General features: G+C 73.1%; 11 protein-coding genes. 4 read left to right on the forward strand and 7 right to left on the reverse strand.

The features are described from left to right. The 4 genes from AB0912_RS35025 to AB0912_RS35040 form a co-directional block, all read right to left on the reverse strand. The coding region (locus tag AB0912_RS35025) for a hypothetical protein (protein ID WP_366707216.1) at positions 1-347 on the reverse strand (347 nt) is incomplete at its 3' end. Between the two features lie 281 nt (positions 348-628). Continuing rightward, positions 629-1,825: a HAMP domain-containing sensor histidine kinase gene (locus AB0912_RS35030; protein ID WP_366707218.1), complete on the reverse strand. Its 1,197-nt coding sequence runs from the start codon at positions 1,823-1,825 to the stop codon at positions 629-631. 62 nt (positions 1,826-1,887) lie between these two features. Next, entirely contained in the window at positions 1,888-2,625 is a 738-nt protein-coding gene (locus AB0912_RS35035) for a response regulator transcription factor (RefSeq protein ID WP_366707220.1), read from the reverse strand. Between the two features lie 112 nt (positions 2,626-2,737). Continuing rightward, entirely contained in the window at positions 2,738-3,415 is a 678-nt protein-coding gene (locus tag AB0912_RS35040; protein ID WP_366707222.1) for a spermidine synthase, read from the reverse strand. 1,093 nt (positions 3,416-4,508) lie between these two features. Here AB0912_RS35040 and AB0912_RS35045 point away from each other — a divergent pair. Beyond that, a complete protein-coding gene (locus AB0912_RS35045) occupies positions 4,509-5,174 on the forward strand; it encodes a rhomboid-like protein (protein WP_366707236.1) in 666 nt (221 codons plus the stop codon). Positions 5,175-5,328: 154 nt separating this feature from the next. Here AB0912_RS35045 and AB0912_RS35050 read toward each other — a convergent pair whose 3' ends face one another. Continuing rightward, complete coding sequence (locus AB0912_RS35050; RefSeq protein ID WP_366707224.1) at positions 5,329-5,994, reverse strand: GNAT family N-acetyltransferase; 666 nt, start codon at positions 5,992-5,994, stop codon at positions 5,329-5,331. A gap of 230 nt (positions 5,995-6,224) precedes the next feature. On the opposite strand from AB0912_RS35050, the gene lon reads away from it, so the two are divergent. After that, positions 6,225-8,639 carry an endopeptidase La gene (gene lon, locus AB0912_RS35055; protein WP_366707226.1) on the forward strand — a complete coding sequence of 805 codons (2,415 nt, stop codon included), beginning with the start codon at positions 6,225-6,227 and terminating at the stop codon, positions 8,637-8,639. A gap of 235 nt (positions 8,640-8,874) precedes the next feature. On the opposite strand, the gene AB0912_RS35060 is transcribed toward lon, so the two are convergent. Then, positions 8,875-9,693, reverse strand: coding sequence for a lysozyme (locus AB0912_RS35060; protein WP_366707228.1), 819 nt, complete (start codon positions 9,691-9,693; stop codon positions 8,875-8,877). 293 nt (positions 9,694-9,986) lie between these two features. Here AB0912_RS35060 and AB0912_RS35065 point away from each other — a divergent pair, with 293 nt between their 5' ends. Further along, complete coding sequence (locus AB0912_RS35065; RefSeq protein WP_366707230.1) at positions 9,987-10,505, forward strand: MarR family transcriptional regulator; 519 nt, start codon at positions 9,987-9,989, stop codon at positions 10,503-10,505. Between the two features lie 151 nt (positions 10,506-10,656). On the opposite strand, the gene AB0912_RS35070 is transcribed toward AB0912_RS35065, so the two are convergent. Next, the gene (locus AB0912_RS35070; protein WP_366707232.1) at positions 10,657-11,448 is read right to left on the reverse strand and encodes a protein phosphatase 2C domain-containing protein; all 792 of its coding nucleotides are present in this window, start codon (positions 11,446-11,448) and stop codon (positions 10,657-10,659) included. A 372-nt stretch (positions 11,449-11,820) separates the two neighbouring features. On the opposite strand from AB0912_RS35070, the gene AB0912_RS35075 reads away from it, so the two are divergent. Further along, a partial coding sequence (locus AB0912_RS35075; protein WP_366707234.1) for a nitrate- and nitrite sensing domain-containing protein occupies positions 11,821-14,045 on the forward strand: 2,225 nt, incomplete at its 3' end.

Here is a 14,045-nt window from a genome sequence, read left to right on the forward strand (position 1 = left end):
GCCGCGGGCGCGGCCGGAGCGGGCGCGGCCGGAGCGGCGGGGGCCGGCTGAGGGGGAGCCTGGCGCGCCGCGGGCGGCGCGGGGGCGGCCGGAGCGGCCGACGCGGCCGTGGTGGTCCCTGCGGCCCCCGCGGCCGCAGTACCCGCCGGAGCCGAGGCGGCGGGCGCCCCGGGCTTGTAATCGGCGAAGAAGTCCCACCAGGCTCGGTCTACGGAGTTCGGATCCTGGAGGTACTGCTGATAGATCTCGTCGACGAGCCACTCGTTGGGTCCGAAGGCCGCGGCGGGGTTCTTCCCGGCTTGGTCCTCGGTCGATGTGCTCGAGTTACTGGGGGACTGTGGCGACACGGCGGCAACCGCCCTCTTCCGCTTCACAAGGTGATGGACAGCGGGAATAAAGGCTACGCCTCCCTGGCCGGGAAGGTCAGGCCGGGCCCGTCCAACGTCGTGCAAGTCACATCGGAATCCGTGTTTCGCCCGGGGAAATGGCGGGAAACAAGCGGGGTTCCGCTTCTGCCAGGGTACGTCGATCCCGGGTCGCGGCACGACTCACCCGGCCCTGTGCCTGATCACACGTGTACGCCTGCGGCGACCGTGATGGATCTTGCGGCTCCGCTTCGAACTTTACGTCAACTTGGCAGAGAAGGAAGGCCCGGAAGGATGACCTGGATCCGGCAGCCCCGCTCGGATTCGGCCACACCGATCCGGCCGCCGTGCAGATCGACCGCCCAGCGGGCGATGGCCAGCCCGAGGCCCGTGCCGCCGTCGCTGCCGGGGCCGTGCGGCGAGGGCACCCCGCCGCGGTTGAACCGTTCGAAGACGCGGTGCCACTCCGACTTCGGGATGCCGGGACCCTCGTCCAGCACCTCCAGGGCCAGCGACTCCGGGTGATCGCCCCGTCGCGCCCTGACGGTGACCCGGCCGTGCGCCGGACTGTGCTTGACCGCGTTGTCGATGAGATTCGCCACGACCTGGTGGATCCGCTCCGGGTCCGCGTGCGCGGTCAGCTCCGGAGGCGACACGTCCAGGTGCAGATGGACGTCGGTACGGGTGTGGCTGCCCGAGCCGGAGGCGATGCCCGCCCGCGCCGAGGCGACCATGTTGGCCTCCTTCAGCACGCCCGACAGATACGGCCACACCTCGAAGCGCCGGCGCCGCAGCGGGACGACGCCGTTGTCCAGCCGGGACAGGTCGAGCAGGGTCTCCACCAGCCGGCCGAGCCGCTCCGTCTGCTTCAGCGCCGTGCGCATCGTCTCCGGGTCGGCGGCGGACACCCCGTCCACGACGTTCTCCAGCACCGCCCGCAGGCCCGCGATCGGCGTGCGCAGCTCGTGCGAGACATTCGCCACGAGTTCCTTGCGCTGGCGGTCCTGGGCCTCCAGCTCGTCCGCCATCAGATTGATCGTCTGGGCCAGGTCGCCCAGCTCGTCGCGCCGGTCGTCGCGTACCCGGCGGGTGTAGTCGCCGTGCGAGATGGACCGGGCCACCGCGTTCATCTCGTCCAGCGGCGCGGTCAGCGAGTGCGCCACGAACTGGGTGATCAGCAGCGTGGCGATCATCGAGAACACCGTGATGAAGCGCAGCTCCGTCTTGGTGTGCACCGCGATCATCGACAGACCCGTGGTGATGAGCACGGAGATGACGACCAGCGCGCCCAGCTTGGTCTTGATCGAGAACGGCCGCACACCGGCCCAGGGACCCGCGCCACCGCGCTCCCCGAAACCGCGCGCACCGAGGCCGCGCTGCCCGGCCGCGCGCGCGCCGGACCCGCGCTGTCCCGAGCCGCGCGCACCGAGCCCGCGCCCCCGCTCGCCGAGCCCGCTCATCACATCAGCCCCTCACGAAGGTCCCGGACGCGTTGGCCCCGGGGTTCCGACGACGGCCCGGCTCAGGGAGTCGGGGTCTCCAGCGCGTAGCCCACGCCGTGCACCGTACGGATCCGCTCGGCGCCGATCTTGCGGCGCAGCGCCTTGATGTGGCTGTCCACGGTCCGGGTGCCGGACGCGTCGGCCCAGTCCCACACCTCGGCGAGGAGCTGCTCGCGCGAGAGCACCGCGCGCGGGGTGTTCGCCAGGCAGACCAGCAGGTCGAACTCGGTGGGCGTGAGGTGCACGTCCTCGCTGCGCACCCGCACCCGCCGCTGCGCGTGGTCGATCTCCAGCTCGCCGAGGCGCAGGATGCCGCTGCGCGGGGTGGAGGCGGCGACCACCGCGCGCTCGACCCGCCGCAGCAGGACGTGCACGCGCGCGGCCAGCTCGCGCATCGAGAACGGCTTGGTCATGTAGTCGTCGGCGCCGACGCCGAGCCCGACCAGCATGTCGGTCTCGTCGTCGCGCGCGGTGAGCATCAGCACCGGCACCGGGCGGGCGGCCTGCACGCGGCGGCAGACCTCCAGGCCGTCGAAGCCGGGCAGCATGATGTCGAGGATCAGCAGGTCGGGCTGCCAGGCCTCGGCGGTGTCCACCGCGGCGGGGCCGTCGCCCGCGGTTTGCACGAGGAATCCCTCGGCGCGCAGCCGGGCCGCGATGGCCTCGACGATCGTCGGGTCGTCCTCGACCACCAGCACCCTGCGCTGAGCGCCCGGTGTCGCCGTCGTGCCGTTCTGGGAGGTGTGTGTCTGCTCCATCGCCCGCCCCTGAGTGTGCTTTCCGGAATCCGTGGGGTGATCCCATGACTGCGCTTGACGCTTGAATGATCCGCGTCAGGAAAGCAGAGTACGGGCAGGCAAGGGGCCTCGGCTATCCAGGCCTTACCGCGAGATGCACCACGTCGGGAACGCCCCGGGCAACGGGGATCTCTTCGGTACGGACCTGTTGGAACCCGGCATTCCGCAAGGTTCCTTCAAATTCCGGAGAGGGCTGGGCCGACCACACGGCGAGGACGCCGCCCGGCCTCAACGCCCTTGCGCAGCTTGCCAGTCCGGCCTTTCCGTACAGTCCCGCGTTGCCGTCCGTGACCGTCCAGTCGGGGCCGTTGTCGATGTCCAGGCACAGCGCGTCGAACGTGTCGGAGATCTCATTGACGTAGTCGAGGAGATCGGCCTCGACGATGTCGGTGCGGGGGTCGGCGAGCGCGGTCGCCGACAGCTCGGCGAGCGGTCCGGCGCGGTGCCAGCCGATGATGGCCGGCTCCCGCTCGACCACCGTGATCCGGCCCCAGCGGGGGTCGGCGGCGGCGTGTGCGAGGGAGAACCCGACGCCGAGCCCGCCGATCAGCACGGCCGGCTCGGGCCGCCCGTCCAGCGCGTCACGGGCGGCGTCCACCAGCAGGCGCTCGGAACGCCCGTCGGAGGTGTCCATCAGGAAGCACCCGTTGGCGATGATCTGCAGCAGCGCGCCGTGACGCCGCAGCACGACCTCGCCGTACGGGCCCTGGCTCCGGTCGATGACCACAGGGGTGTCGTACGAGGCAGTCATGGCGCCCATCCTGGCATTCGCGCCGGAGCGCGCGGCAGCGGATTACCCGGGCCGGAACTCCGGAGCGGAACCATGAGGAGTTGTTGTGAATCGCCGGGTGCGGGGCACCTGTCGTGGACAGCGCCGGGTGCGGGCGCGGAGGCTGGGGGCGGAACGGAAGGAGCGCGCCACCGTGGACGAACGCAGCATGGGGGGCCGCCCGCGAGCGGGGACGCCCTCGGAGCCGGGGGCAGAGGGGGAGACGGGGGCGGAGGCTTCGGCCGAGAGGCGCTTGCGGGCGGACGCGGATGCCGGTTCCCCATCGGAGGGCGGGGTGCTGGACGGTCTGGACGCCGGGCAGTCCCGGGGGAGCGGGGTGCGGGACGGGGTGGGCGCCGGTTCGTCCCGGGGGAGCGGGGTGCGGGACGGTGTGGGCGCCGGGCGGGCGCGGCTTGCCGCCGTACGGCGGGGCCGGACGCCGGGGCGGGAGCCGGACGCCGCTGCCTCGGACCGGCTCGACGGCATACCCCGCCAGCGCACCGCACCCGGCCGGGCCGCCGCCCCGACGGACCTGAGCACAGGCCCTGTTCCGGCCCCGGCGCCGAGCGACCCGACACCACCCGGGTCGACTGCGCGCCCGACGGGCGGGGTTCCGAGGTCTGCGCCGACCGCTCCGACCAATCGCTGCGCGGCGGAGGGCCGGCATTCCGCGCCGCCCGCCGCGTCGACTGACCGCCCCGCGAACGGGGTTCCGGCTGCCGAGCCGAAGGCGTCGACTGCGCGTCTCCCGGAGGAGGCGAGCCGGGGTTCCGCGCCGACGGCATCCGTACGACGGGCGGACTCGGCGGACCGGGCGGACCGGGCGGACCGGGCGACCCCGGGGGACAGGGCGGACCGGGCCGGGCGGTTCGAACGGGCTGCGGGGCGGGGTTCCGTGCCGGTGCCCCTATACGCGGTCGCGTCCGCCGCCCCCGCGCCGGTTGCGGCCCCTGGCCCGGGCGGGCGGAGTGGCGGGAGCGAATGGAATGCGGGGAGCGGCCAAGCCGGCGGGGGTGACCGGGCGCCCGGGCGCCCGCCTCTCCCGCGGCGGTTCGGTGCACGTCTCGCGCGTCGGCTGCGCGCCCCCGCCGCCCGGGTCGCCGGGACTGTCCGACGGCTGCTGCCCACCCCGCTGGGCACGCCCTTCACCTTCGGGTACGCGGCGGTCCTCGCCGTCACCTCGTACGTCGCCACGCACGCGGACCCCGGGGTCGTGCGCGCCCTGCACCAGGCGTCCAGTACGGATGTCGCGCACCTCGTGCGGTACCCCGTGGCCGTGCTGTTCGCGAGCGGGCTGTGGATCGTCGGCGGGATCACCTCGCCGTACGCGGTCGGATTCCTGCTCGTGCTGACCGCGCTGGAGCGGCGGATCGGGGGAGCGCGGGCCGCCGGTGTCTTCCTGCTCGGGCACGTGGGCGCCACGCTGGCCACCGAACTGCCGGTCGGGCTGGCGGTGTGGGCCGGTCACCTGCCCGGCAGTTCGCTGCACCGGTTCGACTACGGCATCAGCTTCGGTGTGGCCGCGTGCGTCGGCGCGCTCGCGGGAGTGGTCTCGCCGTGGCTGCGGTGGCCCCTGCTGGCCCTGTTCGGCTCGGTGCTCGCCGCGGCCCTGCTCGTGACCGACGACCCCATGACGAACTGGGGCCACGTCCTGGCACTGGCCCTCGGCACGGCGACCTGGCCCCTGGTCCGCCGAGCGGCCCGAACCCGCGGCGCGACCGCCCAGGCCGAACGAGCCTGACGCCGGCCGGCACCGTACGACTGTCCCGGCATCGGGGGCCGCCTCCCATCGCCGGGCACCGAAATCCTGCCCGGCGCCACCGCAGGGAACCCGCCCGCAGCCGAGAGCCGAGAGCCGAGAGCCGAGAGCCGAGGGCCGAGGACCACCCCCGCCCCTAACTCGCCCCCACCCCCACATACCGCGCACTCAGCAGCGGCGCCTCCACCCGCCACCCCAGCGTTTCGTACAGGGCCCGCCCGTCCGGGGTTCCCGCCAGGACGCCTGTTTCCGCGCCCTGGTGGATGGCCGCCTCGGCGAGGGTGCGCATGACGGCGCGGCCCAGACCGCGGCGGCGGTGGGCGGCCGAGGTCGCTATCTGGTCGACGACCGCCGTCACACCCGTCGGGGCGATCTGGCCGCGGGCCGCCCAGGAGCCGTCGGAGGCCGTGATCATGGCCCGGACGACGCCGCCCCGGGACCAGGTGCGCAGCCGGTAGCCGTCCGGCAGGGCTGCGGCGGGGCCGGGCCCCTCGGCGAGGGTCAGCGGTACCGACATCAGGTAGGCCGGATCGGGGTCGGTCCACCACCCCTCGCCGAGCCAGGACCGGACGTCCGACGGCTCGGTGAACACCTTGAGCCAGATGTTGGGCGCGGTCACCGCGTCCGCGACCTTGCGGACCACCGCCTCCTCGACCCCGCCGTTCGTCTCCCCGAAGACGTGCCGCGTGACCTGCTGCTCCAGCCCGACGTCGACGGTGTATCCCCAGTCCCGGACCACCGGCGGCGCCGCCCCGCGTGAGGCGACCCATCCGTCCACCCAGGCCCGCACGATCCTGTCCACCCTGCCCCCAGCACTCGATCACCATTTTTTGGTAATAGTCTCTGTCGTTTGCTGACCATTACCGAGATGATGATGCCAGGGCGTCTCGCCGTGCGCCACAGGGCCCCGCCATCAGGTCGGCTCCCAGTCGCCCCCATGTGATCGCTCACAGCGAACACCCCCCGGGGAACATTGGCAGGCTCTGATGCATTGAGTCGGCATAGCTCAACTTGCATGCCGAAGGGAAGATCATGGCTTCGACGTCCGCATCACTCACTCTGCCCGTGCTGCCGCTCGACGACGAGGTCGTGCTGCCCGGCATGGTGGTCCCGCTCGATCTGAACGACGCCGATGTGCGGGCCGCCGTGGAGGCCGCCCAGGCCGCTGCCCGGTCAACGCCCGGCAAGCCCCAGGTACTCCTGGTCCCGCGCATCGACGGGACGTACGCGAGCACGGGTGTGCTCGGCACCGTCGAGCAGGTCGGCCGGCTGGCCGACGGCGACCCGGGCGCGCTGATCCGCGGGCGCGGACGCGTGCGGGTCGGCGCGGGCACCACCGGACCCGGCGCCGCCCTCTGGGTCGAGGGCACCCGGGTCGAGGAGACCGTGCCCGACCCGCTGCCCGGCCGGGTCGCCGACCTGGTCAAGGAGTACAAGGCGCTGGCCACGAGCTGGCTGCGCAAGCGTGCCGCCTGGCAGGTCGTGGACCGCGTCCAGCAGATCGACGACGTGTCCGCCCTCGCCGACAATTCCGGTTACTCGCCCTTCCTCTCCCTCGACCAGAAGGTCGAGCTGCTGGAGACCGCCGACCCGGTGGCCCGCCTGAAGCTCGCCACCGAGCACCTGCGCGAGCACCTCGCCGAGCAGGACGTCGCCGAGTCCATCGCCAAGGACGTCCAGGAGGGCGTCGACAAGCAGCAGCGCGAGTTCCTGCTGCGCCGCCAGCTCGAAGCCGTACGCAAGGAGCTGCGCGACCTCAAGGGCGAGGACGGCGAGGACGAGTCCGACGACTACCGGGCCCGTGTCGAGGCCGCCGACCTGCCGGAGAACGTGCGGGAGGCCGCCCTCAAGGAGGTCGAGAAGCTGGAGCGGTCCAGCGACCAGTCCCCCGAGGGAAGCTGGATCAGGACCTGGCTCGACACCGTCCTCGAACTGCCGTGGAACGAGCGCACCGAGGACCAGTACGACATCCGCGGCGCCCAGGCCCTGCTCGACGCCGAGCACGCCGGGCTCGCGGACGTGAAGGAGCGCATCACCGAGTACCTCGCGGTGCGCAAGCGGCGTTCCGACCGCGGCCTCGGAGTCGTCGGCGGCCGGCGCGGCGGAGCCGTGCTCGCCCTCGTCGGCCCGCCCGGCGTCGGCAAGACCTCGCTCGGCGAGTCCGTCGCGCACGCCATGGGCCGCAAGTTCGTCCGCGTCGCCCTCGGCGGCGTCCGGGACGAGGCCGAGATCCGCGGCCACCGCCGTACGTACGTCGGCGCGCTGCCCGGCCGGATCGTCCGCGCCATCAAGGAGGCCGGGTCGATGAACCCGGTGGTCCTGCTGGACGAGATCGACAAGGTCGGCTCCGACTTCCGGGGCGACCCGGCGGCGGCGCTGCTCGAAGTCCTCGACCCCGCGCAGAACCACACCTTCCGCGACCACTACCTGGAGGTCGAACTCGACCTGTCGGACGTCGTGTTCCTCGCGACGGCCAACGTGCTCGAAGCCATCCCGGAGGCCCTGCTCGACCGTATGGAGCTGGTCCGGCTCGACGGCTACACCGAGGACGAGAAGGTCGTCATCGCCCGGGACCACCTGCTGCCGCGCCAGCTGGAGCGGGCCGGCCTGGAGAAGGACGAGGTCGTCCTCGACGTGGGCGCGCTGCGCAAGCTGGCCGGGGAGTACACCCGGGAGGCGGGCGTACGGAACCTGGAGCGGGGCATCGCCCGGCTGCTGCGCAAGGTCGCGGCCCAGCACGAACTGGGCGAGCGGGAGCTGCCGTTCACGGTGACCGACGCCGACCTGCGCGGGCTCATCGGGCGCCCGCACCACGTGCCCGAGGCCGCCCAGGACCCGGCCGAGCGCCGCACCGCGGTGCCCGGTGTCGCCACCGGTCTCGCCGTGACCGGAGCGGGCGGTGACGTGCTGTTCGTGGAGGCGTCGCTGGCCGACCCGGAGACGGGCGCCGCCGGTCTGACCCTCACCGGTCAGCTCGGCGACGTGATGAAGGAGTCGGCGCAGATCGCGCTCTCCTTCCTGCGCTCGCACGGCGCGGAGCTGGAACTGCCCGTCGGCGACCTGAAGGACCGGGGTGTGCACATCCACTTCCCGGCGGGCGCGGTCCCCAAGGACGGGCCGAGCGCGGGTGTCACCATGACGACCGCCCTCGCCTCGCTGCTGTCGGGCCGGCTGGTGCGCACCGACGTGGCCATGACCGGTGAGGTCTCGCTGACAGGCCGCGTCCTGCCCATCGGCGGGGTGAAGCAGAAGCTGCTCGCCGCGCACCGGGCGGGTGTCACGACCGTGATCATCCCGAAGCGCAACGAAGCCGACCTGGACGACGTCCCGGCCGAGGTCCTGGAGAAGCTCGACGTCCACGCCGTCACGGACGTCCGCCAGGTCCTGGAGCTGGCACTCGCGCCGGCGACGAACGGCGCGGTGCCGGAGGTTCCGGCGGCGGCGTGACGGACGCCGCCGGAAGGGGAAGGCCCGGGTCCCGTGAGGGAGGCCCGGGCCTTCGCCTTGTCCGTACCTGGTGGGCTGCCCGTACTCGCCGAGCGGCCCTTACTCGTTGAGCGGCCCGTACTCGCCGGGTGGTCGTACTCCCCGGGGCGGCCGTATCCCGCCGGTGGCCGGACCCCGCCGGGTGGCCGTACTCCGGAGGGCGGGCGCACCCCGGGGACGTACCCCGCAGGGCGGGTCAGCCGTTGGCGAGGGCCACCACGCGGTCCAGCGCGCCGTTGAACTTGTCGTGGTCACCGACCGTCGGCCCGGACGACGTGTACTGCCACATCGTGTAGTAGCCCCAGCCGGCCGGCAGGGTCCCCGGCCCGGTGTCGTAGCGGGCGATCCACAGCGGGTTGGCGGCGGCGAAACCGGCGTAGTTGCCGGTGCACTGGCTCCACCAGCTCGTCGCCGTGTAGATCACCGCGTCGCGTCCGGTACGCGCCTTGTACTGGGTGAGGAAGCTGCTGATCCAGCTCACCATCGCGCTCGGCGTCTTGCCGTAGCAGGCCGCCCCGTACGGGTTCCACTCGATGTCGAGCGTGCCCGGCAGCGTCTTGCCGTCCTTCGACCAGCCGCCGCCGTGGTCCACGAAGTAGTTGGCCTGGACGGCGCCGGTCGTGGTGTCCGGGGTGGCGAAGTGGTACGCGCCGCGGATCATGCCCACGTTGTAGGAGCCGTTGTACTGCTGGGCGAAGGAGGGGTTCGTGTAGTACGTCCCCTCGCTCGCCTTCGTGTACGCCCACCGGACCCCGCTGCTCCACAGCGTGGCCCAGGCGACGTTGCCCTGGTAGCCGGAGACGTCCACGCCCTCCGTCTGGGTGGCCTGGGTGCCGGTGGGCACACCGCCCTGGCCGTCGTGCGCGACGACGCCCATGCCCATCCGGGCGGAGCCTCGGGCGGGTATGTCGGCGGCCGCCGAGGGCAGCGTGCCGAGCAGGGAGAACGCGGTGAGCAGGGTGGTGACCGCGAGCAGACGCAGGCGGCGGGCCGTTCCGGATCTGTGCACGGGCATGTGCGTGCCTCCGAAGGGCGAGGGAGTTCCGCTGGAACTCGGTGGGGGGATCGAGCGCGGGCACGCGGGCCCGGGAACAGGACAGGTCGTCGTTGACCGCCGTGACCCGAAATGGTGTGCGCATGCCAGCGAGATAAGTGCCTGATAAAGAAGCTACGCACGTAGACCACGGCGTGGGAAGAGGGGCCGGGCGCTGCCGTTGGTCTACGCCTGCGAAATACTGGCGGAGCTGCGGTAACGGCGAGTTCCGGCGGAAACTTTCAGGATCGGGAAACCGAGTCAGGGGTGCTGACGTGCACGATCACGGAAACGGCGGTGGACGTCCGGTCGCGTCCGACGAGTCGGGACACGGGGCGCCCCGGCCGGTTGACCACGGTGACGGGCTGCACGAGTTCCTCTCCCTGGAGCGGGAGTTGACGGTCTTCCTGCGCCGGGCCCGGGCCAGCCAGGGCGAGATGGCCCGCGAGGTCCACCCCGACCTGGAGTCCGCCGCGTACGGACTGCTCGTCCGGCTCGACGAGTGCGGGCGCCAGCGGGCCACCGCGCTCGCCGCCTACATCGGCGTCGGCAAGGCCACCATGTCCCGGCAGCTGCGCGCCCTGGAGGAACTGGGCCTGGTCGCCCGCGAACCCGACCCCGCCGACGGACGCGCCTGGCTCGTCCACCTCACCGACGAGGGCCGCAGCCGCGTCACCAGCGTCCGCGAGGCCCGCCGCGCCCGTTACGTCCGCCAGCTCGCCCACTGGAACCCCGACGAGGTCGCCGAACTGGCCCGCCTGCTGCACGAGTTGAACACCGGCATGGAGAAGTAGGGTCCCGGCGCCCGCCGGGCCGACGTCGGCAGGCGCGGGCCGCCGGAGGCACGGGCGGCCGGCAGGCGCGGGCTGCCAAAGGCGCGATGCCGCCAACTCCGGTGAACGGCGACGGCCGCGCCCCGCGGAGACCGCCCCCGCTCCGCGCGCCTCACAGTTCCGCGAACACCACCGTCGCGTCGTCGTGGGTCTTGCTCCGCCCCAGGCGGAGCCGCCGTTCCGCCGCGTCCGCCCGCTCCAGAGCCCGTACGCGTGCCACGAGCGCGGCCGGGCCCTCTTTGCGCACCAGCGTGAACAGGTCGCCCCAGTCGCCCTCTTCGAACTTCTCCACCCAGCGGGCGGCGCCGTCCGTGAGGGCGGTCAGGGTGCGGACCGAGGCCCGGGGGAGCGTCCCCGTCACCGCGCGGGCGGCCACCGCCGGATCGGCCGCCGCCGTGAAGAAGCCGCCCTCCTTGTTGCGGACGGTGCTGTCGGCCACCGCGTCCGAGACCAGAAGGGCGCGCGGCACGAGGGCGAGGCGGTCGTCGACCAGGGCGGTCACCTCGCCGGAGGGCGACTCCACCAGCAGGACCGAGTCGGACAGCACCAGGTACTCGACCGCGGCGGCGGACCACCGCGCGAGCACGACGGTTGCCTGAGGCGTCCTTGGGTGAGAAAGGTCACAGGTCCCGGCGTGCGCCTCGGCCACCCGGCGGATCGCCGCGGCCAGCACCTCTCGCAGCGTCACATCGCCCTGTGAAAGGGACAGTTCGGTCAGCGCCCCGCCGAGCCGCGCGGTGAACCACTCGACCGAGTGCCGGCACCCGTAGTCGCCGCCGGGCGGGGTCACACCGTCCAGGACGACCAGCGAACCGCCCTGTCCTGAGGCGGGAAGCCCGACCGACGCGAAGTCCTCATTGGGGCGGCCCGGGTCCCCAGGCTCCGAGACGAGTTCAGTGCGCATCCCGCCAGTCTGCACGAGCCCTTCACGCCACTCGCGAAAGGTCGGCAACACCCGCCGGACCCCTACGGACCGCCAGCTCAGCGGTCACGTTTGGCATGGAATGATCGACTCCGGGAAGGCGTGGCGGCGAATCCTGCCAAAGGCCGGTCCCGACGTCCAACCGGCCCGCCGCACAGGCCCGGAGCAGTCGCCGGAGGAACTTGCCCGCCAACTCCCCTCCGGGGTTCACTCCTTCGGGTGGCGGGCCGGATGAAGCGGGACCACCGCCCACCGGCACTGGGAGGGTCGGGAGCCGTACCGGGCGGACGCCTCGATCGACGGGACGTCACCCCGGACCCCGGATGGGTACACGAGTCAGGAATGCGAGCACCGGTGCAGAAGACGCGGCCGAGGCGCACAGGCAAGAAGACGGTCACCGGCTCCACGGAGGGTGCGGGCGTCGGTGACGTCACCGGCTCCACGGGCCGGGGCAGGACCGCCCACGTACGCAACCGGCTCATCGTCGCCGTGGCGGTCGTCGCGGCGGCCATCGCCGGAGCCGGCGCGCCCACGGTGCTGGCCGCCTCCCGGCAACTGAACGACTCCCAGAACCTGGTGACGCTCTCCACGCGCACCCAGCAGGCGCTCACCCTCGCGCACTCGCTCGCCGACGAACGCGACGACGTCACCTCCTACGTCGCCGCCGGCCGCCCCAAGTCCAAGGCGCCCTCCGAACAGCGCGGCGCCCGCGTCGACCGGCAGGTGGACGAACTGCGCGCCGACGAGGACGCCCCGGCGGCCCTCCTCAAGGACCTCGACGGCATCTCCGCGCTGCGCCGCGCCGCCCTCACCGGCAAGAGCGGCGCCCTCGAAGTGCACCAGGCGTACTCCGAGGCCATCGCCGAACTCCACGCCCTCGCCGAGGACCTGGCCGACCGCATGCCCGTCCGGGCCGGCTCCGGCGCGCACGCGCTCGCCGAACTGGACACCGCCGTCCAGCAGTCCGCCGCCGCCCGCGGCCTGCTCCTGGCCGCGCTCGCCATCCCGCGCACCACCCAGACGGTCATCGACCCCATCACGGGCCTCGCGACCACCACGAACTCCTCCTCGCCCGCCGGCGTCAAGCAGCGCGACGCGCTGAGCGCCGCCGCCCAGCAGGCCCGGGTCCGCTCCGACGCGGCACTCGCCGGCTTCCGCGAGACGGCGCCGAAGAAGGCCGTCGCCTCCTACGACTCCACGGTCACCGGCCCCGACGTCGGCTCCGCCGACAAGTACCTGGCCGCGCTCACCGACGAGCCGAAGCTCACCGACTCCGACCTCGACACCTCCGCCGGGAAACTGGACAGCGCGCTGTCCGCCCGCATCGACCTGATGCGCGGCGCCGAGTCCTCCCTGAACGACCACCGCACCAAGGACCTCGAACAGCTCCGGGACGACGACGTCACCGCCCTGGAGCTCCGCGTCGTCCTCCTCGGCGCGCTGCTGCTCGTCGCGGTCGGCGTCTCGATCGCGATGGCCCGCACCCTCACCCGGCCGCTCTCCGTGCTGCGGCGTGGCTCCGCCCGGCTCGCCGCCGACCCCGGCTCCCGGGAACCGGTGAAGTTCACCGGCCGCAACGACGAGTTCGCCCAGGTCGTCCGGTCCGTCAACGCCCTGCACGCGCACGCGGCGGCCCTGCACGAGCGGCACGCCACCCTCGAAGGCGACCGCAAGCACCTCATCGGCCAGCGTCAGCTCATGGCCGACGAGCGCGACAAGCTGCGCGGTGAACTCGCCGCCGCCGCACGCCACTTGGAGCAGGTGCGCGGCACCATTCACGGCACCTTCGTCAACCTCGCGCTGCGCACCCTGGGACTGGTGGAGCGGCAACTCGGCGTCATCGAGGGCCTGGAGGAGCGCGAGCAGGACCCGGAACGCCTCGCCACGCTGTTCAAGCTCGACCACTTCGCCACCGTCATGCGGCGGCACAGCGAGAACCTCCTCGTCCTCGCGGGCGCCGAACACGTTCAGCACCACGCGCACCCCGTCCCGCTGGTCGACGTCGTACGGGCCGCGGTCAGCGAGATCGAGCGCTACGAGCGCGTCCGGATCGACGCGCTGCCGCCGCACGCGCACATCGCCGGGTTCGCCGCCGACGACCTCAGCCACCTGGTGGCCGAACTCCTGGAGAACGCCTCCTCGTTCTCGCCGCCCGACCTGCCCATCGAGGTCTCCGGCTGGCTCCTGGAGAGCGGCGAGGTGATGCTCTCCGTGCAGGACGAGGGCATCGGCATGACGGCCGAGCGGATGAGCCAGCTCAACACCCGGCTCGCCGAGTTCGACCCCGAGGACGCCTACGACCAGGAGAGCGGCGAGGGCCTCGGACTCGGCCTCTACGTGGTGGCCCGGCTCGCCCACCGGCACGGCGTGCGGGTGCGGCTGCGCGAGCAGAAGCAGGGCGGGGTGGCCGCCGTGGTCGTGCTGCCCAAGTCGCTGCTGGCCGCCGCGCCGTCGTCCACCGTCCCGGCCCCCGCCGCCCGGCTCGCCGGCGCCGCCCCCTCGGTGGCCCTGCCCGGCGCCGACGCGGAGGCCAACTCCAATGTCCTGCGCGGCCGTTCGGCCCCCACCCCGCCGCCGGC

This window comes from Streptomyces sp. NPDC007084 (genome assembly GCF_040703595.1).
Taxonomy (GTDB): Bacteria; Actinomycetota; Actinomycetes; order Streptomycetales; family Streptomycetaceae; genus Streptomyces.

Bases quoted from the DNA above. Each gene is read 5' to 3' on its own strand.
- AB0912_RS35030 (WP_366707218.1), bottom strand. From the start codon at position 1,825: ATGAGCGGGCTCGGCGAGCGGGGGCGCGGGCTCGGTGCGCGCGGCTCG.
- AB0912_RS35035 (WP_366707220.1), bottom strand. From the start codon at position 2,625: ATGGAGCAGACACACACCTCCCAGAACGGCACGACGGCGACACCGGGC.
- AB0912_RS35040 (WP_366707222.1), bottom strand. From the start codon at position 3,415: ATGACTGCCTCGTACGACACCCCTGTGGTCATCGACCGGAGCCAGGGC.
- lon (WP_366707226.1), top strand. From the start codon at position 6,225: ATGGCTTCGACGTCCGCATCACTCACTCTGCCCGTGCTGCCGCTCGAC.
- AB0912_RS35060 (WP_366707228.1), bottom strand. From the start codon at position 9,693: ATGCCCGTGCACAGATCCGGAACGGCCCGCCGCCTGCGTCTGCTCGCG.
- AB0912_RS35070 (WP_366707232.1), bottom strand. From the start codon at position 11,448: ATGCGCACTGAACTCGTCTCGGAGCCTGGGGACCCGGGCCGCCCCAAT.